This is a genomic window from Afifella sp. YEN Y35, assembly GCF_047553465.1.
In the GTDB taxonomy this organism is placed as follows: domain Bacteria; phylum Pseudomonadota; class Alphaproteobacteria; order Rhizobiales; family Afifellaceae; genus Afifella; species Afifella aestuarii.
Map to the genome: position 1 here is coordinate 301942 of NZ_CP180203.1, position 26050 is coordinate 327991.

The window sequence follows — 26050 nt, forward strand, 5'->3', positions numbered from 1 at the left end:
AGGGGGCGCTGCGCAGCGACGCCGAGATGGACGCTGAGATGGGCTTGGGGGGCAGCGCTCTATTGCTGGCCGATATCGACGACGTCGACGGTGACGTCGCGGGTGCGGCCGTCGCGTTCGAGCGTGAGCTCGACGGTGCCGCCGACGCCCGCCGCTTCGAGCTTTTTGGTGAGGCCGGTGAGGCCGCGGACTTCCTCGCCGTCGATGCCGACGATGATGTCGCCGATGGTGCCGCGGTACTGGTTGAGGCCTTCGATGCCGGCCCGGTCGGCGGGCGAGCCCGGCACGATTCCGGCGATGACGACGCCCGATATGCCGAGATGGGCGGCGATCGATTCATCCGCCGCGAGAATGCCGATGCCGGGTGTCGGCACGCGCCCCGAGGAGATGAGGGAGGGGACGACGCGGTTTGCGACATCGACGGGAATGGCGAAGCCGATGCCGGCATTGGCGCCCGAAGGCGAGAAGATCGCCGTGTTGATGCCGATGAGACGGCCGGCCGAATCGAGCAGGGGGCCGCCGGAATTGCCGGGATTGATCGCCGCGTCGGTCTGGATGACGTCGGCGATCTCGCGGCCGCCGCTCGTCGGCAGGCGCCGCTTCAGCGCGGAGATGATGCCCATCGTCAAGGACTGGTCGAGGCCGAAGGGATTGCCGATCGCATAGGCGGTCTGGCCGACTTTTAGATCGTCCGTGGTGCCGAGCGGCACCGGCGGCGGCAGGCGCGTGCGCGGAGAAAGGCGGAGGACGGCGAGATCGTAATTGGGGGCGCGGCCGACGAGGCTCGCAGCCACCACCTCGTCATCGGCGAGGCGCACGGAGATGGATGCGGCGTTCTCCACCACATGGTTGTTGGTGACGATGTGGCCGGCCTCGTCCCAGACGAAGCCGGTGCCCGATTGCAGGCCGTTGCTCTGACCGAAGCCGCTTCCCCGCGGGCGCGCCACGACCTGGACGACGGAGGGGGCGATCTCCTCGAAGACGGAAACGCTGGAGCGCTCGAAATCGGAAAGTTCGGCACGCGGGGCGATCGGGCGCGGCGCGGTCGCCGAGAAGAGAAAGCGGTCGACATAGGGCTGCAGCAAGAGAAGGGCGAGAAGGACGACGAGAAGCGCAAGAAGTGCGCGGGTGCGGGTTTCGTTCACGTCCAATCTCTCCAGCGTGCCTCCTCAGATGATTGGCACCGGCTTTTCGGAGAGGCAACCACGCAGGCGGGGATTTGGATGCGGAGATAAGACGGCGCGGTGGGGACGCGCGCGAAGACAGGTCTTTGCCGGATACGACGAACGGCGGTCTTGCGTCGTCGCTATATAGTTGAACTATATATCGTGGAATTTCTCATCAAGCGGGGGGCAGCTGAGAAATGGCGAAGAGAGGTTTTCTGCCGGGAGTGGTGCTGGCGATGGTCCTGGCGCTGGTTCTGGCGCTCGTGGCGCCGCGGGCCATGGCCGACGAGCTTCACGTCTATGCCGGTGCGGGGCTGCGCCAGCCGGTGAGTGCGATCGCCGATCTGTTCACGGCGGAGACCGGCACGGACGTCGTCATCGAATTCGGTGGCTCCGGCCAGATCATGGCGCGCTATGCGGAGGCGGGCGAAGGCGACGTCTTCGTTCCGGGTTCGACGTTCTACAGCGACAAGCTCGCGGAGAAGGGGCTCGTGCGGTCGACGCGGCTTCTCGTCGAGCATGGGCCGGTGCTGGCGGTGACGAAGGCGAAAGCCGGCGAGATCACAACGTTTGCCGATCTTGCCAAGGCGGGCGTGCGCCTTGGGCTCGGCGATCCCGAGGCGATGGCGCTCGGGCGCACGGCGGAAGACATCCTCAAAGCATCCGGCATGGCGGACCAGATTCTGCCGAACGTGGCGGTGCGGGCGGCGACGGTGAAGCAGCTCGCTCTCTACGTGTTCGACGGCGATGTCGATGCGGCGATCATTGCGGCGAGCGATGCGGCGATGAACCCGGACAAGGTCGCGGTCGTTGCGATCCCGAAGGAGTGGTACACGGCCGAGATCGTGCCGGTGGTGGTTCTGACGACCGCCAAGGAGCCCGAGGCAGCCGAGGCGTTCGCGGAAAAACTCGCCTCCGACGAAGGGCGCGCGGTGTGGGAGCGCTTCGGCTTCACGCCGGTCGCACGCGACGGCGAATGAACGGGCGGGCGCCACGGCTGCCCATTCCGCTCGATGTGCTGCTCGCGGTTCCGCTTCTCATCATTGCCGCCGCGATCGGGCTCGTCATTCTCGGGCTCGGGGCCAGGCTCACGCCGCATGAGCTGGCTCGGGCGCTGAGCGAACCGGAGACGCTGTTTGCGCTGCGCCTGTCGTTTTCGACGTCGCTGATCTCGCTTGCTCTTTCGCTGCTTCTCGGCGTGCCGGCCGCCTATCTCCTGGCGCGGCGGCGCTTTCGCGGCATGGCGCTGGTCGACACGCTTCTCGATCTGCCGCTCGTGATGCCGCCGCTCGTCGCCGGGCTCGGGCTTCTTTTCGTCATCGGGCGCGCCTCGCCGCTGCCGCCGCTTGCGGAAATCGGGGCCGTGTTTCTGTTCTCGCCGGCGGGCATCGTGCTCGCCCAGACCTTTATTGCGACGACCATCATCGTCCGGAGTGCGAAAGCGGCGTTCGAGGCGGTGGACCCCGGTTACCGCGACGTCGCCGGCACGCTCGGCCTCCGCCCCGCGCGCGTCTTCTTCGCCATCGATCTGCCGCTGGCCGCCGGCGGCATCGTCTCCGGCGCCATTCTCGCCTGGGCGCGGGCGCTCGGCGAATTCGGCGCGACGCTGATGGTCGCCGGCGCGACGCGCTTTCGCACCGAAACCCTGCCGATGGCGATCTATCTCAACATGGCGACGGGCGAGGTCGAGGTGGCGGTCGCCTGCGCGCTCGTGCTGCTGGTGACCGCTTTCGCGCTGCTTCTCATGATGCGCGGGCTGAAACGGGCATGACGGGCGGGCTTACCCTCGAAGGTGTGCGCAACGGCATTCTGCACGACGTCGATTGCCGGATCGCACGCGGCGCCTTCGTCACGCTGATCGGGCCGTCGGGGGCCGGGAAATCCACGCTTTTGAAGGCGATCGCCGGGCTCGTGCGCCATGCCGGCCAGATCCTGTGGGGTGGGGCGGCGATCGAGAGCGCGGCGCCGCATCAACGGGAGATCGGCTATGTGCCGCAGGATCTCTGCCTCTTTCCGCATCGCAGTGTCGCCGGCAATCTTCTGCTCGCGCTGGAGCGGCAGCGGCTCGATCCTGCGGCGCGGCAGGCGCGGGTGGCGCAACTCCTGGAGCAGTTGCGGATCGGCCATCTCGCCGAGCGGCGCCCGAAAGAGATCAGCGGCGGCGAGAAGCAGCGCGTCGCGCTGGCCCGTGCGCTCATCGGCGCGCCGGCGCTTCTCCTTCTCGACGAGCCGTTCAGCAGCCTCGACGATCAGACGCGCCGGCATCTGCAAGGCGAGGTGAAGCGGCTGCACGACGCGTTCGGCCTGACGACGCTCATGGTCACGCACGACCTCGATGAGGCCTTCGCGCTCGGCGACGAGGTGTTCTCGATGCGCGAGGGGAGGCTGAAGGCCGCAGCGCGCCCGGCTTCCCTCGGAGATGTTCGTGGCGATCATGGCGGGTGCGGGCTTGCGCCTCCGGGAACGATGCGCCCGACGATTTCGCCCGCACTCCCTCTCCCCAGCCAGAAGGAATCCCACATGCCTGATCTTTCCGATGCCGATCTCAACCGGCTTCTCGCGCAGGATGCGCCTTATGGGGACCTCACCACGCAGGCGCTGCAGATCGGCGGGAAGGCCGGGCGCATGAGCTTTTCCGCCCGCGATGCGATGGTGCTGTGTGCGTCCGAAGAGGCGGCGCGGATGATCCGGCGCGCGGGCGGGGAGATCGCTTCGGTGTTGCCGAGCGGATCGACGATCGAGGCGGGGACGGTGTTTTTGAGTGCGGTCGGGCCGGCCGGGGCGCTGCACAAGGCCTGGAAGGTGTCGCAGACGCTCGTCGAATATGCCTCCGGCATTGCGACGCGCGCCAACCGGATCGTCGCGGCGGCGCGGGCGGAGGCACCGGAGATCGTGGTTGCCTGCACGCGCAAGAATTTTCCCGGCACCAAGGAGATTTCCATCAAGGCGGTGATGGCCGGCGGGGCCGGCATCCACCGCCTCGGATTGTCGGAAACGATCCTCGTCTTTCCGGAGCACCGCGTGTTTCTGGACGGCGACATGGCGGCGTGGATGACGGCGCTGAAGCGACACGCGCCGGAGAAGAAGATCGTGGTGGAGAGCGATGACCTCGACGAGGCCGAGGCGCTCGCGAAGGCCGGGGCCGATGTCATCCAGCTGGAAAAGCTGGAACCCGAGGAAGTTGCGGAGGTGGTGCGGCGGGTGGCCGGGCTGACGCCGCGGCCGGTGGTGGCGATGGCCGGCGGCGTCAACGAGGCGAATGCGGCGCGTTATGCGGCGACGGGCTGCGACGTGCTGGTGACATCGGCGCCCTATTTCGGCCGGCCGAGCGACGTGAAGGTCACGATCGAACGCGGGTGAGGGTGCGCAGGCGGTCGCGTCCACCGCTGCGGTGGGGCCGCAGCGAGGTCTTGTCCCATTGCGTTCAGTCGGTTCGGTCCGCTAGCTGACGCGATGCACGACTTTCTTTGCGCCATGCCAGTCCTGCGGGCGAAGCGATGACGGATCCACAGAATGCGAGCGATCTGAAGCCCAAACGAATCCTCGTTCTGGGCGCGACCGGGACGATCGGCCGGGCCACGGTGAAGGCGCTCATCGCCCGCGGCCATGAGGTCGTCTGTTTCGTGCGGCCGAAAGCCGGTGTCGGCGGGGCGCTGACGCCGGAGGGGACGGCGAAGCTTCTGGAGGGGGCAAAACTGCGCTTCGGCGAGGTGACGGACCCGGCCTCGTTCAGACGCGACGGGTTTTCGGGCGAGCCGTTCGACGTTCTCGTCTCCTGCCTGGCCTCGCGCACCGGCGGAGAAAAAGACGCCTGGGCGATCGATTATCAGGCGCATTCAGACGCGCTTGCCGCCGCGCGGGAGGCCGGCGTGAGCCAGATGGTGCTCTTGTCGGCGATCTGCGTGCAGAAACCGCTTCTCGCCTTCCAGCAGGCAAAACTCGCCTTCGAGAAGGAATTGATCGCGTCGGGGCTCACCTATTCGATCGTGCGGCCGACGGCCTTCTTCAAATCGCTTGCCGGCCAGATCGACCGGCTGCGCGCCGGAAAGCCCTATCTTCTCTTCGGCGACGGGCGGCTGACGGCGTGCAAGCCGATCAGCGACGACGATCTCGGGCGCTATCTCGCCGAATGCGTGGATGACGACAACCGCCACGACAAGATCCTGCCGATCGGCGGGCCGGGCGATGCGGTGACGCCGATCGAGCAGGGGGAAAGGCTGTTTCAGCTTCTGGGCAAGGAGCCGAAATTCAAGCATGTGCCGGTGGCGCTGATGGATGCGATCATCGCCGGGCTGAGCGGGCTTGGCAGGTTCTCGCCGAAGCTGCGCGCCAAGGCGGAGCTCGCCCGGATCGGCCGCTATTACGCGACGGAATCGATGCTGCTCCTCAACCCCGAGACCGGGCGCTACGACGCGGCGGCGACGCCGTCCTACGGCACCGAGACGCTGTTCGATTTCTATGCGCGGCTCGTCACAGGCGAGGCGCGCGTGGAACGCGGCGACCACGCGGTGTTTTGACGGCCAGTCCGGCCGTTTTCCGCTTCCCCGGCAGGGCGGGCTTTGCCGCCACGCTTTACAGGCGCTCGGCGATGACGGAACGATCGTCGCGATGAGACGCGCGCACGAGACCGATCCGTTTGCGGAAAGCCCATAGGAGACGCACATGAAAGTGCTCATCCTCACCTATGGATCGCGCGGCGATGTCGAGCCCTATGTGGCGCTGGGCCTCGGGCTTGAGGCGCATGGCCATGACGTCGTGCTGGCGACGAGCCGGCGGTTCCAGGGCTTCGTCGAGGCGCATGGATTGCGCTTCGGGCCGCTCAGCGACGCGCTTCTTGCCATCATCGACACCGATCAGGGCAAGGCGCTGTTGGAGAAGGGCGGCGGCCTCTTTCAGGTCGTCAAAAGCAGCCTCGAGATGTGGCGGCAGCTGAAGCCCTTGCAGCAGGCGCTGATATGGGAATGCTGGGAGGTTGCCCGGGCGTTTGATCCCGAGATCATCGTCTATCATTCGAAAGCGGCCGCGGCGCCCTCGATCGCCGACAAGCTCGGCTGCGCCTGCGTGCTCGCGACGCCGGTGCCGATGCAGGTGCCGACGCGCGCCTTCCGCTTTGCGATCCTGCCGCGAGTACCGCGACTGCCCCTGGGGGGGTGGTTCAACACAGCGAGCTACGGGCTCATCAATGCCGTCGTGAAAAGGGTTTTCGGGCCGCTCCTCCAGGATTTCAGGGGCTCGATCGATCTGCCTGCGATCCAGAGTTACGATCCGCTGAAGCGGGGCGACGGGAGCGATATTCCGGTGCTGCACGGCTTCAGCGAGGTGGTGCTGCCGCGCCCCGAAGAGTGGCCCGAGAGCGCCCATGTCACCGGCTATTGGTTTCTGCCCGAGGATGGCGATTGGGCGCCGCCCGAGGCGCTTGCCACGTTTCTGGCGGCCGGCCCTCCGCCCGTCTATGTCGGCTTCGGCTCGATGTCGGTGCGCCAGCCGGAGACGCTCACGCGGCTCTCGGTGGAGGCTTTGGCGGCCGCCGGCGTGCGCGGCATCCTGGCAAGCGGCTGGGGCGGGCTGAGGGCGGACGACTTGCCGGAGAACGTGCTTCTGATCAAAGAGGCGCCGCATCATTGGCTGTTTCCGCGCATGGCGGCTATCGTGCATCACGGCGGCGCCGGCACGACGGCCGCCGCGCTCAGGGCCGGAAAACCCTCGCTCGTCGTGCCGTTCTTCGGCGATCAGCCGTTCTGGGGTGCGCGGGTGCATGCGATCGGCGCAGGGCCGAAACCGATCCCGAGAGGAAAGCTCAGCGCAGGCCGGCTCGCTGCGGCCATGCGCGAGATGACGCGCTCGCAAGAGATGCAGGCGAGGGCGGCGGAGATCGGGGCGCTGATTTCCAAAGAGGACGGCGTGGCGGTGGCGCGGGGGCTGATCGAGAGCGCGGGGGCCGGGCCCGGTCGCCGGTAAGTTCGGGGGGATTTTCGCACGGGGTCTTGGCGGAGGTGGTGGCGGGAGATAGGCTTGCCCGCACACAGGAGGACGACCTCTCCCGTTTCGGGTTGCCCAAGCTCGGGTCGCCCATTTCGGGCTGCAATGTCCAGGACGGCCTGGCCCATCAGATGTGGAGGGGCTCGTGCCTTGGATCTATCTCGTCGTCGCCGGTATTCTCGAGGTCGTGTGGGCTTTTGCGATGAAGCAGTCCGATGGCTTCAGCCGGCTTGTCCCGACCCTCATTACAGTGGCCGCCATGGCGGTGAGCCTGTGGCTTCTCGCGCTCGCCATGCGCAGCATCCCGCTCGGCACGGCCTACACGATCTGGACCGGCATCGGCGCGATGGGGGCGTTCGTCGTCGGGATCGTCTTTCTCGGGGAGCCGCTGAATGCGGCGAGGATTTTGGCTGCGCTCCTGATCGTTTCGGGGCTCGTGCTGATGCGGGTCGCGAGCGCCTGAGGTTTTCGTTCTGCCAGGGCGCGGAGCTGCCGGCTCTCGGATGCAGCCGCGGTTGGGGCGCAGCGCGAAAAAACGGGCCAGATCAATCGCTTCCGAGCCGGCCTGCGACCTTCTGCATCGGCGCGATCGTTGCAGAACGTTTCTTACGTGGAAAGAATGAGTTAGAAGGGCAGCACGGTTCTTTCTGGTGCTCTTCACGCAACTCTGGTGCCAGCGTTCGGGACCGAAATGTCCGGTCGATGCGGCTGCGAGCGCCTGCCGTCGACGGCGGGCGGCATCGGCGCCAATCGGCGTCCCCTTGGGTTCAGCGAGGCTGATATGGCGAGAGTTTCTCCGGTACGGACACCCAATGTCCGCCAGATTCGGGCCTTTCTCGCCGTCGCGAAGCATCTGCGCTTCACCCGGGCGGCGGAAGATCTCAACATCTCGCAGCCGGCGTTGACGGTGCAGATCAATCAGCTTGAAGAGGTGCTCTCCATCAAGCTCTTCGATCGCAACAAAAGACAGGTGTCGCTGACGCCGGCGGGGCGCAACCTTTTGCCGATGTTCGAGCGCATCGTCACCGATCTCGAAGACGTGGTGATCGCCAGCACCGATCTCGCCTATGCGCGGCGCGGGGCGGTGCGTGTGGCGGCACTTCCCTCCGTCTCCGCCAGCCTTCTGCCGAAGGCGCTCGTTTCGTTTCGGCGCACGCATCCCAATATCAGCGTGCGCATCCGCGACGTGGTCGCGGACGACATCATCAATCTGGTGAAGGCCGAACAGGTCGATTTCGGCATCGGCATCCGCCTGACGCCCGACCGCGACATCAAGGTCGAGAATTTCATCACCGACCATATCTGCGCCTTCTTCCGGCGGGGGCACCCGATCGAGGATGCACCGCCCGTTCTCACCATCAAGGATTGCGCGCCCTATCCGCTCATCCTGACGAGCCGCACCAGCAGCGTGCGGGTGCTGTTCGAACGGGCGCTGGCGCGCGAGGGCGTGGAAGTCCATATCGCCGGCGACGTGAACTACATGTCGACCGCGCTCGGCATGGTGCGGGCGGGCTACGGCATCGGCATCCTGCCGACATCGGCGGTCGATTCCGGCCATACGATGGGCCTCGGCTTCAAGCGCATCGACGCGCCCTGGCTCAACCGCCGCGTCGGCATCATCCGCAAATCGGGGCGCTATCTGAGCCCGGTCGTGGAGCATTTCATCCAGGCCGTGCAGGACACGGCGGGCAATCTGCCGAGCGCGAATTTCCGCTCCGTGCGCCGCTCCGAGCCGATCGCATCGGTGGAACGCAAGGCGTCCTGACAAGACGAAGAGAGGGGACGGAGAGGGGGATCACCCTCGACGTTCTTCAGCGTCTTCGACGACCTCGAAGGGGCGTCGTCCACATCAGACATTGGGGCGAAAAGGCGGCGAACCGATGGCCGTCCGACGATGTCGGCGTGACGGAAATCGTTTTACTTGCCGGGCACGCGGTCTGCCAGGCGGGGGCCATGCGCTGCCATCCGCGCGTTTTTTCAGCAAAGAGCATTTCCTGTGCAGCCGCGTCGGCTTTCCACTTCGACCGTCGTTCCGCGGGCCCGAGCGGACATGCGAAGAGCTGCAAGGCTCCATCCCGATTCCGCCGCTGGTGGCACGGCTGCCGTCGAGTGTACTCAATTCTGCTGCGAGAACATGCCGGCCTTCGGGGTGTTCGCCGGGCGAAGGCTCGGAACAGCGTGCCGTCGGCGTAAGGCGCTCATTTTTCGGGCATTCTTCGCCAGCTCAGAGCGAGGCCAAGGTGTCCATTTATAATTTTTTCCTATTAGTCCGTTCCAATAAATTCAATTCCTTAAATGTCGCTCTTCTGACACATTCTCTTCCCGAGATGAGGTCGCCTCAGATCAAAAGCAGTTAAGCGACGTATATCTTTGTCATGCGGACGGTAAATCCGCGGAGAAAGTGGCGCCTGTATTTTCTGTTAAATCAGTAGATCCCAAAAACGGGCCCCTTGAACCAAAATATACGTTACTTGGGGCAAGCCAGTTGAGGTCAAGCCATGTTGGCTCTACTCGGACTCATAACAATCCTCGTTCTGCTCACGTCGATCATGACCAACCGGCTGTCGCCGCTGGTCGCTCTGATCCTCGTGCCTCTGATTGCCGCCCTCCTCGGCGGTTTCGGTCTTGAGACCGCAAAGTTCATCGTCGATGGGCTCAAAGGAATTGCTCCGGTCGCGGCGATGTTCGTCTTCGCGATCGTCTTCTTCGGCATCGTCACCGACGCCGGCATGATGGACCCGATCATCGACCGGATCCTGAAGGCCGTCGGCCTGCGTCCGACACGCATCGTCATGGGGACGGCGCTGCTTGCGCTGATCATCCATCTGGACGGGTCGGGTGCGGTCACGTTCCTCATCACCATCCCTGCCATGCTGCCGCTCTATGACCGGCTCGGCATGGATCGTCGCATTCTGGCCCTGGTCGCGTCTCTCGCCGCCGGCGTCAACTTCCTGCCATGGACCGGTCCGGTGCTGCGCGCCTCCGCCGCGCTCAGCGTTCCCGTCACTGACATCTTCAACCCGCTCATTCTGGTGCAGGTCGTCGGCCTCCTCTTCACCTTCACGACCGCCTATCTGCTGGGTCGGCGCGAAGAGAAGCGTCTCGGTCTGACCGGTGGGGCCGATGCCGCTGGCGAAGCCGTCGTCACCGGCCGCGTGCTCACCGAAGCGGAACAGAAAACCCGCCGTCCGAAGCTCTTCTGGGTCAACATCCTGCTCACCCTCGGCGTGCTCGGGACGATGATGTCGGGTGTGGTTCCTGCCGCCATCATGTTCATGATCGGCACCGTCATCGCCCTCGTCATCAACTATCCGAAGGTCGACGATCAGAAGGCGCGGGTCGATGCCCATGCCAAGGCGGCCTTGATGATGGCGACCATCCTCTTCGCCGCGGGCTCCTTCACCGGCATCATGCGCGGGACGGGCATGCTGACCGCGATGGCGCAGAGCGCTGCCGGCTTCGTGCCGGAGGCGATGGCCCAGCACATCCCGTTCGGCATCGGTCTCATCGCCATGCCGCTCAGCCTCCTGTTCGATCCGGACTCCTACTACTTCGGCGTCATGCCGGTCGTGGCCCATGTCTACGAGAACTTCGGTGGTGCTCCGATCGAAATCGCCCAGGCGTCCGTCCTCGGCCAGATGACCACCGGCTTCCCGGTGAGCCCGCTCACCCCCGCCACCTTCCTGGTGGTCGGTCTGACCGGCATCTCGCTCGGCGAACACCAGAAATTCGCGATCCCCTTCCTGTTCGGCGCCTCCGTCCTGATGACGTTCGTCGCCGCCCTGATCGGTGTCTTCCCCTTCTAACGCCCGGCCCGCTCCGAGCCTGACGTTTCATTCCAGGAGTATTTCATCATGAAAACCATTCGTATCGGTGCCGGTGCCGGGTATTCCGGAGACCGCATCGAGCCGGCGCTCGAGCTCGCCCAAAAAGGCAAGATCGACTACCTCGTCTTCGAGTGCCTGGCCGAGCGCACGATCGCCATCGCCCAGAAGGCGAAGCTCGCCGATCCCACCAAGGGCTATGACGCGCTTCTGTCCGATCGCATGGAGGCCGTTCTCAAGGTCTGTGCCGAAAAGGGCATCAAGATCATCACCAATATGGGCGCAGCGAACCCTGAAGCCGGGGCCGAAAAGACCCGGGAAATCGCGGCCGCGCAGGGACTTTCCCTGAAGATCGCTGCCGTTTCCGGCGACGACGTTCTGGAGACGCTGAAGTCCGGCGACATCAAGATCACCGAGACCGGGCAGCCGGCGGCGTCGATGTCGAACGTGCTCGTCTCCGGCAATGCCTATCTCGGCGCCGCGCCGATCGTGGAAGCGCTGGAGCAGGGGGCCGATGTCGTCATCACCGGCCGTGTCGCGGATCCGGCCCTGTTCCTCGCTCCGCAGATCAAGGAGTTCGGCTGGGCCTTCGACGACTGGGCGCATCTCGCCAAGGGGACGGCCGTCGGCCATCTCCTGGAATGCGGCGGCCAGGTCACCGGCGGCTATTTCGCAGAGCCGGGCCGCAAGGACGTGCAGGGTCTCGGCCATCTCGGCTTCCCGATCGCGGAAGTCAGCGAGGACGGCAGCTTCGTCATCACCAAGGTCGAGAGCGCGGGCGGTCACGTCACGACCGACACCTGCAAAGAGCAGATCCTCTACGAGGTGCATGATCCGAAGAGCTATCTGACGCCCGACGTGACGGCCGATTTCTCGCAGATCACCTTCACTCAGGAAGGCCCGGACCGGGTCCGGGTCGATGGCGTGACGGGCCGCGAGAGGCCGGCGACGCTGAAGGTCTCCGTCGGCTATGTCGACGGGTATATCGGCGAGGGTCAGATCTCCTATGCGGGGCCGGGTGCCTTGGCCCGGGCGAAGCTCGCTCTCGAGATCGTCCAGGAGCGGCTCGACATCATCGGTCTGCAGAGCAGCGAGCTGCGCTACGACCTCATCGGCGTCAACGCCATCCACCGCGACGTCCTCGCGCCTCAGCCCGAGCCGACCGAAGTGCGCGCCCGCGTCACCGGCCGTTGCGAGAGCATGAAGGAGGCCGTGCGCATCGGCAACGAGGTGGAGACCCTCTACACGAACGGCCCGGCCGGCGGCGGCGGTGCGACCAAATCGGCCCGCCAGGTCGTGGCGATGCTTTCCGCCCTCGTGCCACGGGCAGCCGTGACCCCGCGGATCCAGATCATTGAGGTGCAATCATGAAACTCTTCGACATTGCCCATTCGCGTACCGGCGACAAAGGCGACATCTCCAACATCTCGGTCATTGCCTATGACGAGAAAGACTATGCGCGGCTTGCCACTCATGTGACGGCCGAACGGGTGAAGGAGCATTTCAAGGGCATCGTCCACGGCGATGTCGTCCGCTACGAACTGCCCAGCATCGGCGCCCTGAACTTCGTCATGTACGAAGCGCTCGGCGGCGGCGTGACCCGGTCGCTCGCTCTCGACCCGCACGGCAAATGTCTCGGCTCCGCGCTTCTGGCGCTGGAAATCCCCGACAGCGACGTCTGAGCCCCTCTTCGGGGGAGGAACTCCCCCCTTCCGGCAGGCCTTCGGCGCAGACCGGTCCTCCCCCGAAGAAACCCTCTCGCAGGCAAGGAAAATATCATGTGCGAAGTCATCTGCGTCGACGATGCCGTTGAACGGATCGAAGACGGCGCGGTGGTGATGATCGGCGGTTTCATGGGCTCCGGCACGCCGCCACGGCTGATCGATGCCCTGGTGCGGCAGAAGAAGTCCGATCTCACGATCATCTCAAACGATACGGCGAAACCCGGCATCGGCATCGGCAAGCTCATCGACGCCGGCCTCGTGCGCAAGGTCGTCACCAGCCATATCGGCACCAATCCGGTCACTCAGAAGCTGATGATCGCCGAGGAGCTCGACGTGGAGCTGGTGCCGCAGGGCACGCTCGCCGAGCGCATCCGGGCGGGCGGCTTCGGCCTCGGCGGGGTTCTCACCCGCACCGGCGTCGGCACGCTGGCGGCCGAAGGCGAGACGACGCTCGAGGTCGACGGCGAGACGTATGTGCTCGCCAAGCCGTTGCGCGCCGATGTGGCGCTCATCAACGCCAAGCTCACCGATTATCTCGGCAATCTCACCTATTCGCTGACGGCGAGGAACTTCAATCCGCTGATGGCGATGGCGGCCGACAAGGTGTTCGCCGAAGCCGAAGCGATCGTCCCGGTCGGAACGCTGGCGCCCGATGTGATCGCCACGCCGCACGTCCTGGTCGACTATCTGGTCTCGAAGGAAGCCTGCCATGGATAACAAGGTTCTGATCGCCAAGCGGATCGCGCAGGAGCTGAAATCCGGCGATCTCGTCAATCTCGGCATCGGCATGCCGACGCTCGTCGCCTCCTATCTGCCGAAAGATCTGGAGGTTTTCTTTCAGTCCGAGAACGGCATCATCGGCATGAGCATGCTGCCGCATCCGGGTCTGGAAGATCTCGATCTGACGGATGCCGGCGGCAATCCGATCGGCGCGGTTCCGGGAGCGGCGGGCTTCGATTCCGGCTTCTCCTTCGGCCTCATCCGCGGCGGGCATCTCGACGTGACGGTGCTCGGCGGCCTGCAGGTCGACGAGCGCGGCTATCTCGCCAACTGGATGGTGCCCGGAAAGATGGTGCCGGGCATGGGCGGGGCGATGGACCTCGTCGCCGGGGCGAAGAAGGTGATCGTCGCCATGACGCACACCGCCAAGGGCGCGCCGAAGATCGTCAAGGAATGCAGCCTGCCGCTGACGGCGGAACGCCGCGTCGATCTGATCGTGACGGAAATGGCGGTCATCACGCCGACCGCGGACGGCCTCGTCCTCAGCGAGGTCGCACCCGGAACGAGCGTCGAGGACGTCCTTGCGGCAACCGAAGCGAGCCTCATCGTTCCCGACGCCGTGGGCGAGATGAAGGTGGCCGCCTGAGCGACCGCCGACAACAATCCTCTCCCGGCACCGTGGCCGCCCGGCAGAACGCGCGGGCGCCTTCAACGGGGCGGGGAGGGGGTCGCAGCAACCTCTTCTCATGGGACATCCCATCATGACTGACATCGTAATCACCGCAGCCGCACGCACCGCCATCGGATCGTTCGCAGGCGGGCTTTCCACGGTTCCGGCAGCAGAGCTCGGCGCCGTCGTCATCCGCGCGCTTCTGAGCCGCGCGGGGCTCGCCCCGCAAGAGGTCGACGATGTGATCCTCGGCCATGTGCTGACGGCGGGGCTCGGGCAGAACCCGGCGCGGCAGGCGGCGATCCAGGCCGGGCTGCCGGTGACCACGACGGCGTTGACCGTCAACCAGGTCTGCGGCTCGGGGCTGCGCGCCGTCGCGCTCGGCCTGCAATCTCTCACCTGCGGCGACGCCAATGTCATCATTGCCGGCGGGCAGGAGAATATGAGCCTCGCCCCGCATGCCACCTATCTGCGCAAGGGCGTGAAGATGGGGCCGGCCGAGATGGTCGATACGATGATCAAGGACGGCCTGTGGGACGCCTTCAACGATTATCACATGGGCATGACGGCGGAGAACGTCGCCGACGGCTACGGCATCACCCGCGAGATGCAGGACGCTTTTGCCGCCGCCTCGCAGCGCAAGGCCGCAGCGGCCCGCGAGGAGGGTCGTTTCGCCGCCGAGATCGTTCCCGTGAGCGTGCATTCGCGCAAGGGCGAGACGATCGTCGATGCCGACGAATTCATTCGCCCCGACACGACGCCGGAAGGCCTTGCGAAGCTGCGTCCCGCCTTCAGCAAATCGGGCAGCGTCACGGCCGGCAATGCGTCGGGCATCAACGATGGCGCGGCCGGCGTGGTGTTGATGTCGGCCGAGACGGCCGAAAAGCGCGGCGCGGCGCCGATGGCCCGCATCGTCTCCTGGGCGACCGCCGGCGTCGATCCGAAGATCATGGGCACGGGCCCGATCGCGGCCTCGCGCAAGGCGCTCGACAGGGCCGGATGGTCGGCCACGGATCTCGATCTGATCGAGGCGAACGAGGCCTTTGCCGCCCAGGCGATCGCCGTCAACACCGAGCTCGACTTCGACACCGACAAGGTCAACGTGAATGGCGGGGCGATCGCGCTCGGCCATCCGATCGGTGCCTCCGGTGCGCGCATCCTGGTGACGCTTCTCAACGAAATGCAGCGCCGCGACGCCAAGAAGGGCCTCGCCACGTTGTGCATCGGCGGCGGCATGGGCATGGCGCTCTGCGTCGCTCGCGATTGAGGCGCTGAACCACCCGTCATCCTCCTCCCTCGCTCCCCCCGACCTCCGGCCCGACAGCTCCCTCCCATTCCAGATCGGTCCGGCGGTCGCGCCTCCCGCCCGTCCACACTTCCGGGCGGGAGGCGGCAGGGAGCCGCTTCCTCCGCCCGTTCGTCCCCGTTCATGCCCCCCGCTTATCCTAGGACTTTTCCCATGACTGCCTTCTCTCAGATCCCCGAAACGCGCTCGCAGCTCGCCCGCCTCAAAGAGCTGTGCGCGCATGTGCCGCCGCTGCCAACCTCCGTCATCTATCCGTGCGACGAGACCTCTCTGCGCAGCGCCGCGGATGGCGCCCGCGAGGCGTTGATCGATCCCGTGCTCGTCGGTCCGAGCGCGGTGATCGAGAAGCTCGCGCTCGCCCATGAGATCGACATTTCGGGCCTGCGCATCGTCGATGCGCCGAATGCGGCCGCCGCTGCGGCGCGCGGCATCGATCTCGCCCGGGAAGGGGAGACCGGCGCGGTGATGAAGGGGGCGCTGCATTCCGACGAATTGATGGGCGCCGTCGTCAAGCGCGACCGCGGCCTGCGCACGTCGAAGCGCATCAGCCACGTCTTCATGATGCGCGTTCCGACCTATCCGAAATCGCTGATGATCACCGACGGCGTCGTCAACATCGCGCCGACGCTCGAAGACAAGGCGCATATTGCGCAAAACGCCATCGACCTGGCGCGGGCGCTGGGTGTGGAGGCGCCGCGGGTCGCGGTTCTTTCCGCGGTCGAAACGGTCAATCCGAAGATCCCGTCGACGGTCGATGCGGCGGCGCTCTGCAAGATGGCCGATCGCGGCCAGATCCGCGGCGGCATCATCGACGGCCCGCTCGCCTTCGACAATGCGATCTCGGCCGAAGCGGCGCAAACCAAGGGCATCGTCTCGGAAGTCGCCGGTCGTCCCGACATCCTGCTCGTGCCGGATCTCGCGGCCGGCAACATGCTCGTCAAGGAACTCACCTTCCTCGGGCGGGCGGAGGTCGCCGGCATCGTTCTCGGCACCGCCGTTCCGGTGATGCTGACGAGCCGCGCCGACAGCCTCGATTCCCGCCTGTCCTCCTGTGCGCTCGCCTCTCTCGTCGCCAACCATGCCGCAGTGGCGTGAAATGGAGACTGCCATGCCCTCAGAAATGTCGCGCGAAGGCGCCCTCTTGGTTCTCAACAGCGGCTCCTCCAGCATCAAGTTCACCGTCTTTCAGGTCGCAGACGCGGGGAAAGACATTTCCCCTCTGTTTTCCGGCCAGGTGACCGGTATCGGCACGGCGGCGGAATTCTCCGTCAAAGACGTCGATGGCGTTTCGCTTGCCCGCGAATCCTGGGCGGAGCGGGATACGGGCGGTGTTGCGCCTCTGCTGCGCGATCTCATCGCCTGGATCCGCGCGCGCCTGCCGGATCTGCCGCTTCTCGCCGCCGGGCACCGCGTGGTGCATGGCGGGGCCGGCTTCCATCACCCCGTGCGGGTGACGAACCACGTTCTCGACGAGCTGGAAACTCTGGTTCCGCTCGCCCCTCTGCACCAGCCGCAGAACGTGTCGGCGATCCGGGTGCTCGCCGAAAGCTTCGATGGGCTGCCGCAGATCGCCTGCTTCGACACGGCGTTTCACCATTCGCAGCCGTTTATGGCGAAGACCTATGGTCTGCCGCGGCGGCTGAGCGAGAAGGGCGTGCAGCGCTACGGCTTTCATGGCCTCTCTTATGAATATATCGCCGGCAAGCTGCGCGAAACGCTGCCGGAGGTGGCGGAGGGCCGGGTGGTGGTCGCCCATCTCGGCAACCGGTCGAGCCTCTGCGGCCTCAAAGACGGACGCAGCATCGATACGACGATGGGTTTTTCGGCGCTCGAAGGCGTGCCGATGGGGACGCGGTCGGGCAGCCTCGATCCCGGCATTCTGATCTATCTCATGCGCGAGATGGGCATGGATGCCGATGCGCTGGAACATCTCCTCTATCAGGAATCCGGGCTTCTCGGCGTTTCGGGCATTTCCAACGACATGCGCGTGCTTCTGGAGAGTGACCGGCCGGAGGCGAAAGAGGCCGTCGATCTCTTCTGCTACCGCGTGGCGAAGGAGATCGGGGCGCTCTGCTGTGCGCTGGGCGGGCTCGACGCGCTCGTCTTCACCGCCGGCATCGGCGAGCATTCCGCGCCGGTTCGGGCGCGGGTCTGCGACTACCTCGCCTTCCTCGGGATCTCGATCGACGCGGCGGCGAACGAAAGCGGAGAGACGCTCATCTCCGCACCGGCGACGCTTCCCGTCGCGATCATCCCGACGAACGAGGAATTCATGATCGCCCGCCATGCCGTCGATCTCATGAATTTCCGCAACGCCGCGTAACGGGATCATGTCTGGTATTTGAGATGCGGCAAGGCGCGTGCGCCTTGCCGGGCCTCCTCTGGGCGGGCTTTGTGCCGGAGCTCTCTGGCCCGACGCGCCGGCCTGCGCGGCGCGAACCTGAAGCGTGCCGGGTTTTCCCGGGCGGTTCGCGCGATGGCCAAGGCGTTGAAAAACAAGCTCTGATGGGCGGAGGGGGCCGCAAATGCCCGCCGTGCCGGAAGCCGGCCACGCCGTTTCGCGCAGACGGCGCCATTTCCTCTGCCGTTTCGCTGGCTTATCCTGGGGACCGTCGCCCCTCACGCAGGGGCGTGGATCGAAACCTTCTCATGTCGTTCATCAGAGAGAGGATGGCCTCGTCGCCCCTCACGCAGGGGCGTGGATCGAAACTCGTCTCGCATTCTTGAGCCGGCCATGGCTGTGCTGTCGCCCCTCACGCAGGGGCGTGGATCGAAACCTACCGCCAAGGAGCACGCTGTCGGCGACCTGACGGCCTGTCGCCCCTCACGCAGGGGCGTGGATCGAAACCTACTTATGACGACGAATGCGCGCTCGTCGGCAAGTCGCCCCTCACGCAGGGGCGTGGATCGAAACGGGCGCAAACAGGGCGGCTCTGGCGGGCCGCAGGGGTCGCCCCTCACGCAGGGGCGTGGATCGAAACATCTCAACAGCCCTGGCGGGTACACGGATCAGGCCGTCGCCCCTCACGCAGGGGCGTGGATCGAAACCTAGAGCTTGCCCCGCTATGGGGGCAAGCCTTACGTCGCCCCTCACGCAGGGGCGTGGATCGAAACTCGATGCGCCCGCCTCGGTGCGGGCGCGGGTTGCGTCGCCCCTCACGCAGGGGCGTGGATCGAAACTCGATGCGCCCGCCTCGGTGCGGGCGCGGGTTGCGTCGCCCCTCACGCAGGGGCGTGGATCGAAACTATGTGCGGACCTATGATGCACCCAACGGCAAGCGTCGCCCCTCACGCAGGGGCGTGGATCGAAACTCTGCGTTTGCGGAGGCGGAGCGCTGGATGTTGTCGCCCCTCACGCAGGGGCGTGGATCGAAACACGATGGAGTCTCTGACGGCTGCCATCAACAAGAGTCGCCCCTCACGCAGGGGCGTGGATCGAAACATGCTGCACGCGGACTATACGCGTAAGCGTCAGGCGTCGCCCCTCACGCAGGGGCGTGGATCGAAACTGCGACAAGTTAACGTATCAGGGGCTAAAGCCAAGTCGCCCCTCACGCAGGGGCGTGGATCGAAACTGGGAAAACACGCTTATGCCGAGTAACACGATCGGGTCGCCCCTCACGCAGGGGCGTGGATCGAAACACCCATCGCGGCCGCAACGTGCAGCTGCGCGCCTGTCGCCCCTCACGCAGGGGCGTGGATCGAAACGCCGTCAGCCTCACCACTCGGGACGGGATGGGCGGTCGCCCCTCACGCAGGGGCGTGGATCGAAACATGAGCGCGATGAACGCACTGCTGCGGCGGGCGGTCGCCCCTCACGCAGGGGCGTGGATCGAAACCAATAGACGTCTCCTGAGTTATTTGTAACCTCGTAGTCGCCCCTCACGCAGGGGCGTGGATCGAAACTTGTTTCAAATCGATCCAACACCATTGGAACACGGTCGCCCCTCACGCAGGGGCGTGGATCGAAACTCCGATAAGACCTTCACACAGATCAAGGCCAACGAGTCGCCCCTCACGCAGGGGCGTGGATCGAAACTACCCAGGGCAGGACGCCATGGAGGAGTGCGCCAAGTCGCCCCTCACGCAGGGGCGTGGATCGAAACGTGCAGGTAGACTAGGGCAACCTGCGTCGCAATGGTCGCCCCTCGCGCAGGGGCGTGGATCGAAACTCGAGCGATGGCCGGAAGCGCGCCGAATGGCGCGTCGCCCCTCGCGCAGGGGCGTGGATCGAAACATCCAGGCACGCACCTCGGCGTCGCTCTTGCCGGGTCGCCCCTCGCGCAGGGGCGTGGATCGAAACATCAAACGTCGCCTCGAGCGGCACAGACCATGTGGTCGCCCCTCGCGCAGGGGCGTGGATCGAAACCTTGATTACTCATAGGGGGGCAGCCTGTGAGTTAGGTCGCCCCTCGCGCAGGGGCGTGGATCGAAACTTGGCGGCTGGATCGGCGCGTACGTCGCGCCTAGTCGCCCCTCGCGCAGGGGCGTGGATCGAAACTCGGAAACAATTCTGGAAACTTTTGCCAGTCCGGGAGTCGCCGCTCGCGCAGGGGCGTGGATCGAAACGCCGTAATGCGCGAAAATAGCCGCGGCGGCTTTGGGTCGTCCCTCGCGCAGGGGCGTGGATTGAAACTCGGTCGACAAGGAAGGTCAGATCAACCGCTCGGGTCGCCCCTCGCGCAGGGGCGTGGATCGAAACATGACGTCGATCGTGTCGCGGAACTGCCCCTTGATCGTCGCCCCTCGCGTAGGGGCGTGGATCGAAGCGCCTGAGCCATCGAGGTGCCGTCATCGGACGTCATGTCGTCCCTCGATGGCGTGCCGGCACAAGCGGTTCGGCCGCTGCGGGCTTTCGTGGCGCCGGTGGGCTTTGCTCGGCCTCAGGCGGCGACCGCTTGAAAGACGTCGCGCCCGGATTGGGGGACGATCGCCATTTCTCCGAAGCCCGCTTCGGCGAGAAGCCGCAGCCAGGTGTCGCGCGGAAAAATGCCCATAACGATCCGATCCTCGACCACCCGGCGGCTGCCATCGGCCTCGCGCAGAAGATAGACGAGGTCGCTTTCGTAGGTGGTTCCGACGATCGCGGGCTGCGTCCATTCCAGATACCGCATGCCGCACTTTGGCCCGTCCGTGCCGCCCATGGAGGTGGAGGGCGCGAAGCATTCGACGGTCCAGTCCGGGCAGAAAAGAGCTCTGCCGCCGTCATTCAGATGGGCGCGGGCCGTGCGCAGCGTCGCCATGAGATCGCTCTCGCGCGTCATATGGCTGATCGCGTCGAAGACGAGCACGGCGTCGAAGCGCTCATCAAGGCGCAGATCGCGCATGTCGCCCAGGAGATGACGGCATTCCGGGTTGAGGCGGCGGCTCTCTTCCAGCATGCGCGGCGAGAGATCGACCAGCGTCATGTCGAACCAGGCTTTCAGATGCGACGCCAGATGGCCGCCGCCTGCGCCGAGTTCGAGAAGGCGGGGCCGGTGCGTGCCGGCGTTCGGGGCGAGCAGGCGTGCGACGGGGCCGGCCTCGGCCGCGTAGTCCTCCGGCGGCGACATCAACGGCCACCAATCGGCAAGCTCGTCGTAGAGTTTCATGCCTCTGGTGTCGCCGATCCGTCCGCAGCTGGGAAGATGCGCATTTTGGCGCGGCCGCCAGGGTTCTGCGCTTGCCCCCAATCCGCGGGACCGACGCGCAAGGAGATCCGCACGGGCAGGCGCCGCGGAACCTCGTCGCCAGGCCGGACCGACGAACGACGTTCGGCCCGTCTCAGAAGCGGGTGATGACGGTGGCGCCGACGGACTGGAATTTGTCCATGGCCATGAGGGCCTCGGGCGCCTCGGCAAGGCTGATCTGATCGCCCACCAGGCGGGCGGGATCGAGCTTGCCGCTCGCCACCATGTCGAGCATGGCGCCATAGCGGTGCGCCTGCATGCCGTGAGAGCCGAGGAGCTCGATCTCCTGGCCGACGATCTTGGGCATGGGGATGGCAGGGGCGGCGTGCTCGCCGAGCATGAGCCCGACCTGAATGTGTCTGCCCCGGGGCCTGAGGCCGAGGATGGAGTTCGTCATGGTCACTGGATGGCCGAGCGCATCGAGGGAGACATGCGCGCCGCCCCTGGTGATCTCTTGGATCGCGGCGGGGACATCCGCCTCCTGGCCGTTGATGACGGCGACGGCACCGAGGTCTTTGGCGAGATCGAGTTTTGCCGCATCGAGATCGACGCCGATGACGTTCGCCCCGGCCGCCGAGGCGATCATGACGGCCGAGAGACCGACCCCGCCGCAGCCATGCACGGCCACCCATTGGCCGGCGCGCACCTTGCCCTGGTCGATCACCGCCCGGAAGGAGGTGGCAAAGCGGCAGCCGAGGCTCGCTGCGGTCGCAAACGCCATGCCTTCGGGCAGCGCGACGAGGTTCAGATCGGCCTGATGGATGGCGACATATTCCGCAAACGAGCCCCAATGGGTGAAGCCCGGCTGCTCCTGGTCGAGGCAGACCTGCTGATGGCCCGCGGCGCATTCCGGACAGCTGCCGCAGCCGCAGATGAAGGGCACGGTGACCTTGTCGCCCACCTTCCAGCGGGTGACATCCCGGCCGACGGCCGCAACGACGCCGGCGAGCTCGTGGCCCGGAACATGCGGCAGTTCGATGTCGCTGTCGTGCCCCATCCAGCCATGCCAGTCGCTTCGGCAGACGCCGGTCGCCGCGACCTTCAGCACGACCCCATGGGTCTCCGGGCTCGGGTCATCCACCGTGACCAGCCGGGGTGCTTCTTGAAATTTCTCGAACAGGACGGCTTTCATCGCAGGGGTCTCTCCGTTTCGCCGAGAGCTTTAGGGGCAAATCGAAGAGGTGAGAATGCCTTTGCCGATGTCGTGGGTCCGCTCACGCCCCGCCGCCCGATAACGGTCACGCCTTGTCGGATGATGTCATCTAATCTATTTTGATATCATTGCCATCACTGGGTCGGAGATGCCATCAGATGCCTGCGGTGACCATTCGCAATCTTTCGGACGAGACCCATCGCGCTCTCAAGGTGCGCGCGGCGCAGCATGGCCGCAGCACCGAAGCCGAAATGCGTGACATTCTGGAAGCGGCCGTGCGTCCCGCCGAGCGCCTGCGCCTCGGCTCTGCCCTGTCGGCGTTGAGCCGCGAGGCCGGGCTCACCAATGCCGATTTCGAGGCGCTGGAACAGGCCCGCGACAAGACGGCCGCCACTCCTATGAGCTTTGAATGATCGTTCTGGATACGAACGTCGTCTCCGAGGCGATGAAGCCGGAGCCGGACCCTGCCGTGCTCGACTGGCTGGACGAACAGGTGGCCGAAACCCTCTACATCTCCAGCGTGAGCGTGGCGGAACTCCTGTTCGGCATCGGCGCGCTGCCGGAGGGACGGCGCAAGCAGACGCTCGCAGCGATGGTCGACGCGATGCTGCCGCTGTTTGAAGGCCGAATCCTCGCCTTCGACACCGATGCCGCCCGTCATTATGCCGATCTCGCCGTTGCTGCCCGCAAGGCCGGCAAGGGCTTTCCAACGCCGGACGGCTATATCGCTGCGATTGCAACCGCCCATGGTTTCACGGTCGCGACACGCGACGCCAGCGCCTTCGATGCGGCAGGCGTTCCGGTGATCGACCCCTGGACGGCCCGGCGCTGAGAAAGGCCGAAGCCGAAAGCAGACCGTCGCAGCTTTCGGGATCTGGCAACAAGGCAGAAACGTATGGCTGTTCCCACGAACAAAGACGAATTGCTCAAGGCGATAGATTTAAACTTTGATAAGCTTATCAAAGACCTTCGCGGCGTTCCGCGATCGCTGGTCGATGAATGCAGTTTGGAAGGCCATGCGCGAGGAACGCAGATGAGTGTTGCCGACCTCGTTGCCTATCTGGTCGGATGGAATGAGCTGGTCTTGAAATGGCTTGACCGGGACGCGGCCGGCGAGCCGGTCGATTTCCCAGAAACGGGCTTCAAGTGGAACGAGCTGGGCCGTCTCGCTCAGAAGTTCTATCGTGATTATGAGGGCGTCCCCTATCCCCAGCTTATCGAGCGTTTGGCAGAGGCCAAGGCCCGGATCGTAGCGTTGATCGAAGCCCGTAATAACGACGATCTATACGGTCACCCGTGGTACGAGAAATGGACGATGGGGCGCATGATTCAATTCAACACGGCATCGCCTTACGCCAATGCACGCGGGCGGTTGCGGACGTGGCTGAAAACGAAAAACGTATCGCGCCAATCTTGAAACCGGCATCAGATCATGGCGCGTTGCCGCCGTGCGACTTCAATCCCTGACACAGGGGTGTCAGCGGCCGTTTTGCGGCAGGGCCCGCCCGGCCAAACGGGAGCAATCCGGGGCGTCGATCCCGGTCAATGCGTGCAATGAAACCAATGCACTAGCGTCGTCCAGTGGCAGGTCGGTCGTAAATTCAAGATCACCTCTGAACACTCGCGGGCAGCTAAGTGCGGTCATCGAAATGCACGCAATCAGAGGGACATGGCGGGACATGCGGGATAGCGATGAGAACCATGTCTACTCCATAGCCCTCTATCCGTATTCCAAAACAGGCAGAAGAGGATGAGGCGCGGTTTGAGGCATCACGCCCATTTGCGCCGAAAAGCGCTGGGGGTCTGGCCGACGCTACGAAGGAAAGCGTGGCTAAACGCCCCGGCTGACCCGTAGCCGGTCCGGTCGGCAACCTCTTCGAGCGTCAGCCTCTCGTGGATGAGCGCCGCTTTCGCCAGAGCCATGCGCCAGCTCGTCAGATAGGTCATCGGCGTCATTCCCATCCGGTTGTGGAACGCGGGCGAGAAGGCCGAACGCGACATGCCAGCGACGCCAGCCAGCTTCGAGACCGTCCAGGGCGCGCGGACATCATCGTGTAAGGCGCGCAAAGCGGCCGAGAGCGAGCGGTCGCGCAAGGCCGCAAGAAGCCCCGAAGCGGATGGGATATGGTCGATGAGGGTGGGTCTGCGCAGCGCTTCCAGCACCAAAACCTCGACGAGCCGCTGAAGGATGAGCGTCCGACCCGGGCGATCGCCCCGTGCCTCGTCCGCGATGTCCTGCATCAGACGGCCGAAGCGATCCGCACCCGTCTGGTCGGACTGGATATGGATCGCACGCGGCAGGAGAGCGGTGAACAGATCGGCATTGACCCGGTCGACCGTGCAATAGCCGCCGACGAGACGCGTCGCCGTGCCGTCCTTCGTCCCCAACCGAATGATGGGCCCGGCGGCCTGCTTGTAGGCGGCATCGCCCAGCACCGTCTCGGAATCGGGTGCGCTGGAAAACGCGAATGTCCCGGCAGCCGGCTGCAGGAGAAAGTCACCCTCCCGAAATGGCATCGGCGTCTCATCGCCGAGCTTCAGCCAGCAGGCGCCTTCGGCCACCACAACGAAGTTGGTGACGCCGAAGCCGGGAAAGCGAATGCCCCACCGCCCGGCGCCATGAATTTCCGTCATCAGCACGGCCTGCGGCTGAAGCAGTGTCACAATTTGGGTCAGCGGATCGGTCATGGACGATCAATACGATACTATGGCTTCTCGCGCATTCAATCTCATTCCTCCGTGCGTCATTCATTGGTGAGCGATGAAGCAACCCGCAGGAGAATGAGATGGCCAAGGATCTTAACGAGCACTCTACAGCGGACGGCGTTCTGGAAGGCGTGGATCTCAGGGGCAAGCATGTGTTCGTGACCGGCGCGGTCTCAGGTCTTGGAGCCGAGACGGCACGCGCGCTCGTCGCGCGCGGTGCGTCGGTTATCGGCACGGCACGGGAGGCAAGGGTCCACGCGGAAACCGTCGCTGAAATCCGGGAAGCAGCGGCTTTCGGTGGGAGCTTCCAAGTCGTGGCGCTCGAACTCGATGATCTCGCATCTGTGCGCAAGGCGGCTGATGCGCTCGTGGAGCGGGGCGAGCGTTTCGACCTTGTCGTCGCCAACGCCGGTGTCATGGCGACCCCGTTCGGGCGCACAAAAGACGGTTTTGAGCTTCAGTTCGGCGTCAACGTCGTTGGCCATTTCGTTTTGATTCAGCGCCTCACCCCCCTGATGCGCGAGGGTGCCCGTCTGATCGTCTTGTCCTCGAACAGCCATCGGTTCGCCGATGCCGATTTGGACGACCCGAACTTCGAGCACACAGAATACGAACCGTGGTTCTCCTACAGCCGCGCCAAGACCGGGAACGCGCTGCTCGCGCTTGCATTCGATCTGAAGAACCGCGATCGCGGCATTCGCGCTGCAAGTGTCCATCCCGGACTCATCCAAACCGGCATCGGTCGACATCTCGATCCGGCAGAGACCCAGGCAACGATGAGGACTGTCACGGAAGAGCGCGAGAAGGCCGGCAAGCCGCCATTCGAAGGCAAGACCATCGCGCAGGGTGCGGCAACGACCGTCTGGGCCGGGGTCGTTGCCGACCCGGATGTCATCGGCGGTCGCTACTGCGAGGATTGCGGCGTAGCTGATACGCTTAGCGACGACGAAGAGGCAGATCTTCTCGAAGGCGGGGTGCGGCGCTATGCGCTCGATCCCGACCACGCGCTTGCCTATTGGGAGATGCTGGAACGCCTCGCCAGCGAGCGCGACTGATGCGTTCCACGGCGCGACCAGAGCATCATGCGTCCAACGCATTGCCGAGACGCGAAGGCCTGACGTGAAGGAATCGGT

23 protein-coding genes and 1 CRISPR repeat array are annotated in these 26050 nt (G+C 65.3%); of the genes, 19 read left to right on the forward strand and 4 right to left on the reverse strand.

The features are described from left to right. Window positions 1-59: 59 nt before the first annotated feature. Window positions 60-1145: a S1C family serine protease gene (locus tag ACK8CP_RS01455; RefSeq protein ID WP_414833108.1), complete on the reverse strand. Its 1086-nt coding sequence runs from the start codon at window positions 1143-1145 to the stop codon at window positions 60-62. A gap of 218 nt (window positions 1146-1363) precedes the next feature. Between ACK8CP_RS01455 and modA the strand changes: the two genes are divergently transcribed. From modA to ACK8CP_RS01530, 15 genes are all read left to right on the forward strand, one after another. Further along, a complete protein-coding gene (gene modA, locus ACK8CP_RS01460; RefSeq protein ID WP_414833109.1) occupies window positions 1364-2146 on the forward strand; it encodes a molybdate ABC transporter substrate-binding protein in 783 nt (260 codons plus the stop codon). Beyond that, on the forward strand, window positions 2143-2937 hold the full coding sequence (locus tag ACK8CP_RS01465; RefSeq protein WP_234628672.1) for an ABC transporter permease: 795 nt from the start codon (window positions 2143-2145) through the stop codon (window positions 2935-2937). Before modA ends, ACK8CP_RS01465 begins: the two co-directional genes overlap by 4 nt. Further along, the gene (gene modD, locus ACK8CP_RS01470; RefSeq protein WP_414833110.1) at window positions 2934-4526 is read left to right on the forward strand and encodes a ModD protein; all 1593 of its coding nucleotides are present in this window, start codon (window positions 2934-2936) and stop codon (window positions 4524-4526) included. The genes ACK8CP_RS01465 and modD overlap by 4 nt, the downstream gene beginning before the upstream one ends. Before the next feature lie 137 nt (window positions 4527-4663). After that, window positions 4664-5683, forward strand: coding sequence for an NAD(P)H-binding protein (locus ACK8CP_RS01475; RefSeq protein WP_414833111.1), 1020 nt, complete (start codon window positions 4664-4666; stop codon window positions 5681-5683). 145 nt (window positions 5684-5828) lie between these two features. After that, window positions 5829-7124 (forward strand): glycosyltransferase, encoded by a 1296-nt coding sequence (locus tag ACK8CP_RS01480; protein ID WP_414833112.1) that lies wholly within the window; start codon window positions 5829-5831, stop codon window positions 7122-7124. A 166-nt stretch (window positions 7125-7290) separates the two neighbouring features. Then, on the forward strand, window positions 7291-7608 hold the full coding sequence (locus tag ACK8CP_RS01485; RefSeq protein WP_414833113.1) for a DMT family transporter: 318 nt from the start codon (window positions 7291-7293) through the stop codon (window positions 7606-7608). Window positions 7609-7926: 318 nt separating this feature from the next. Continuing rightward, on the forward strand, window positions 7927-8910 hold the full coding sequence (locus ACK8CP_RS01490; RefSeq protein WP_234628668.1) for a LysR family transcriptional regulator: 984 nt from the start codon (window positions 7927-7929) through the stop codon (window positions 8908-8910). 733 nt (window positions 8911-9643) lie between these two features. Continuing rightward, window positions 9644-10951: a CitMHS family transporter gene (locus tag ACK8CP_RS01495; RefSeq protein ID WP_414833114.1), complete on the forward strand. Its 1308-nt coding sequence runs from the start codon at window positions 9644-9646 to the stop codon at window positions 10949-10951. 48 nt (window positions 10952-10999) lie between these two features. Continuing rightward, a complete protein-coding gene (locus ACK8CP_RS01500) occupies window positions 11000-12340 on the forward strand; it encodes an acyclic terpene utilization AtuA family protein (RefSeq protein ID WP_234628666.1) in 1341 nt (446 codons plus the stop codon). Then, complete coding sequence (locus ACK8CP_RS01505; protein ID WP_261214577.1) at window positions 12337-12651, forward strand: hypothetical protein; 315 nt, start codon at window positions 12337-12339, stop codon at window positions 12649-12651. Before ACK8CP_RS01500 ends, ACK8CP_RS01505 begins: the two co-directional genes overlap by 4 nt. 96 nt (window positions 12652-12747) lie before the next feature. Next, on the forward strand, window positions 12748-13410 hold the full coding sequence (locus ACK8CP_RS01510) for a CoA transferase subunit A (RefSeq protein ID WP_414833115.1): 663 nt from the start codon (window positions 12748-12750) through the stop codon (window positions 13408-13410). Continuing rightward, on the forward strand, window positions 13403-14059 hold the full coding sequence (locus ACK8CP_RS01515) for a 3-oxoacid CoA-transferase subunit B (RefSeq protein WP_128291325.1): 657 nt from the start codon (window positions 13403-13405) through the stop codon (window positions 14057-14059). The genes ACK8CP_RS01510 and ACK8CP_RS01515 overlap by 8 nt, the downstream gene beginning before the upstream one ends. A gap of 115 nt (window positions 14060-14174) precedes the next feature. Continuing rightward, the gene (locus ACK8CP_RS01520) at window positions 14175-15350 is read left to right on the forward strand and encodes an acetyl-CoA C-acetyltransferase (protein ID WP_414833116.1); all 1176 of its coding nucleotides are present in this window, start codon (window positions 14175-14177) and stop codon (window positions 15348-15350) included. 192 nt (window positions 15351-15542) lie between these two features. After that, window positions 15543-16484, forward strand: a complete 942-nt coding sequence (locus ACK8CP_RS01525; RefSeq protein WP_414833117.1) for a bifunctional enoyl-CoA hydratase/phosphate acetyltransferase — start codon at window positions 15543-15545, stop codon at window positions 16482-16484. Between the two features lie 13 nt (window positions 16485-16497). Beyond that, window positions 16498-17712 carry an acetate/propionate family kinase gene (locus tag ACK8CP_RS01530; RefSeq protein WP_414833118.1) on the forward strand — a complete coding sequence of 405 codons (1215 nt, stop codon included), beginning with the start codon at window positions 16498-16500 and terminating at the stop codon, window positions 17710-17712. A gap of 288 nt (window positions 17713-18000) precedes the next feature. Next, window positions 18001-20159: a CRISPR direct-repeat array (repeat unit 32 nt; unit sequence GTCGCCCCTCACGCAGGGGCGTGGATCGAAAC). A 113-nt stretch (window positions 20160-20272) separates the two neighbouring features. On the opposite strand, the gene ACK8CP_RS01535 is transcribed toward ACK8CP_RS01530, so the two are convergent. Together ACK8CP_RS01535 and ACK8CP_RS01540 are read right to left on the reverse strand one after the other, a co-directional pair. Further along, window positions 20273-20980 (reverse strand): class I SAM-dependent methyltransferase, encoded by a 708-nt coding sequence (locus ACK8CP_RS01535; RefSeq protein ID WP_414833119.1) that lies wholly within the window; start codon window positions 20978-20980, stop codon window positions 20273-20275. Between the two features lie 172 nt (window positions 20981-21152). Beyond that, window positions 21153-22190 carry a zinc-dependent alcohol dehydrogenase family protein gene (locus tag ACK8CP_RS01540; protein WP_414833120.1) on the reverse strand — a complete coding sequence of 346 codons (1038 nt, stop codon included), beginning with the start codon at window positions 22188-22190 and terminating at the stop codon, window positions 21153-21155. A gap of 179 nt (window positions 22191-22369) precedes the next feature. Here ACK8CP_RS01540 and ACK8CP_RS01545 point away from each other — a divergent pair, with 179 nt between their 5' ends. From ACK8CP_RS01545 to ACK8CP_RS01555, 3 genes are all read left to right on the forward strand, one after another. Then, complete coding sequence (locus ACK8CP_RS01545; RefSeq protein ID WP_234628659.1) at window positions 22370-22624, forward strand: FitA-like ribbon-helix-helix domain-containing protein; 255 nt, start codon at window positions 22370-22372, stop codon at window positions 22622-22624. After that, complete coding sequence (locus ACK8CP_RS01550) at window positions 22621-23043, forward strand: type II toxin-antitoxin system VapC family toxin (RefSeq protein WP_414833121.1); 423 nt, start codon at window positions 22621-22623, stop codon at window positions 23041-23043. The genes ACK8CP_RS01545 and ACK8CP_RS01550 overlap by 4 nt, the downstream gene beginning before the upstream one ends. 63 nt (window positions 23044-23106) lie before the next feature. Beyond that, the gene (locus ACK8CP_RS01555) at window positions 23107-23628 is read left to right on the forward strand and encodes a ClbS/DfsB family four-helix bundle protein (RefSeq protein WP_414833122.1); all 522 of its coding nucleotides are present in this window, start codon (window positions 23107-23109) and stop codon (window positions 23626-23628) included. 353 nt (window positions 23629-23981) lie between these two features. On the opposite strand, the gene ACK8CP_RS01560 is transcribed toward ACK8CP_RS01555, so the two are convergent. Further along, entirely contained in the window at window positions 23982-24899 is a 918-nt protein-coding gene (locus tag ACK8CP_RS01560; RefSeq protein ID WP_414833123.1) for an AraC family transcriptional regulator, read from the reverse strand. 98 nt (window positions 24900-24997) lie between these two features. Between ACK8CP_RS01560 and ACK8CP_RS01565 the strand changes: the two genes are divergently transcribed. Next, on the forward strand, window positions 24998-25972 hold the full coding sequence (locus ACK8CP_RS01565; RefSeq protein WP_414833124.1) for an SDR family NAD(P)-dependent oxidoreductase: 975 nt from the start codon (window positions 24998-25000) through the stop codon (window positions 25970-25972). The last annotated feature ends 78 nt before the right edge of the window (window positions 25973-26050 follow it).

Coding starts and splice junctions, on each gene's coding strand:
- modA (WP_414833109.1), top strand. CDS start 1,364: ATGGCGAAGAGAGGTTTTCTGCCGGGAGTGGTGCTGGCGATGGTCCTG.
- ACK8CP_RS01465 (WP_234628672.1), top strand. CDS start 2,143: ATGAACGGGCGGGCGCCACGGCTGCCCATTCCGCTCGATGTGCTGCTC.
- modD (WP_414833110.1), top strand. CDS start 2,934: ATGACGGGCGGGCTTACCCTCGAAGGTGTGCGCAACGGCATTCTGCAC.
- ACK8CP_RS01475 (WP_414833111.1), top strand. CDS start 4,664: ATGACGGATCCACAGAATGCGAGCGATCTGAAGCCCAAACGAATCCTC.
- ACK8CP_RS01480 (WP_414833112.1), top strand. CDS start 5,829: ATGAAAGTGCTCATCCTCACCTATGGATCGCGCGGCGATGTCGAGCCC.
- ACK8CP_RS01490 (WP_234628668.1), top strand. CDS start 7,927: ATGGCGAGAGTTTCTCCGGTACGGACACCCAATGTCCGCCAGATTCGG.
- ACK8CP_RS01495 (WP_414833114.1), top strand. CDS start 9,644: ATGTTGGCTCTACTCGGACTCATAACAATCCTCGTTCTGCTCACGTCG.
- ACK8CP_RS01500 (WP_234628666.1), top strand. CDS start 11,000: ATGAAAACCATTCGTATCGGTGCCGGTGCCGGGTATTCCGGAGACCGC.
- ACK8CP_RS01505 (WP_261214577.1), top strand. CDS start 12,337: ATGAAACTCTTCGACATTGCCCATTCGCGTACCGGCGACAAAGGCGAC.
- ACK8CP_RS01510 (WP_414833115.1), top strand. CDS start 12,748: ATGTGCGAAGTCATCTGCGTCGACGATGCCGTTGAACGGATCGAAGAC.
- ACK8CP_RS01515 (WP_128291325.1), top strand. CDS start 13,403: ATGGATAACAAGGTTCTGATCGCCAAGCGGATCGCGCAGGAGCTGAAA.
- ACK8CP_RS01520 (WP_414833116.1), top strand. CDS start 14,175: ATGACTGACATCGTAATCACCGCAGCCGCACGCACCGCCATCGGATCG.
- ACK8CP_RS01525 (WP_414833117.1), top strand. CDS start 15,543: ATGACTGCCTTCTCTCAGATCCCCGAAACGCGCTCGCAGCTCGCCCGC.
- ACK8CP_RS01530 (WP_414833118.1), top strand. CDS start 16,498: ATGCCCTCAGAAATGTCGCGCGAAGGCGCCCTCTTGGTTCTCAACAGC.
- ACK8CP_RS01535 (WP_414833119.1), bottom strand. CDS start 20,980: ATGAAACTCTACGACGAGCTTGCCGATTGGTGGCCGTTGATGTCGCCG.
- ACK8CP_RS01540 (WP_414833120.1), bottom strand. CDS start 22,190: ATGAAAGCCGTCCTGTTCGAGAAATTTCAAGAAGCACCCCGGCTGGTC.
- ACK8CP_RS01545 (WP_234628659.1), top strand. CDS start 22,370: ATGCCTGCGGTGACCATTCGCAATCTTTCGGACGAGACCCATCGCGCT.
- ACK8CP_RS01550 (WP_414833121.1), top strand. CDS start 22,621: ATGATCGTTCTGGATACGAACGTCGTCTCCGAGGCGATGAAGCCGGAG.
- ACK8CP_RS01555 (WP_414833122.1), top strand. CDS start 23,107: ATGGCTGTTCCCACGAACAAAGACGAATTGCTCAAGGCGATAGATTTA.
- ACK8CP_RS01560 (WP_414833123.1), bottom strand. CDS start 24,899: ATGACCGATCCGCTGACCCAAATTGTGACACTGCTTCAGCCGCAGGCC.
- ACK8CP_RS01565 (WP_414833124.1), top strand. CDS start 24,998: ATGGCCAAGGATCTTAACGAGCACTCTACAGCGGACGGCGTTCTGGAA.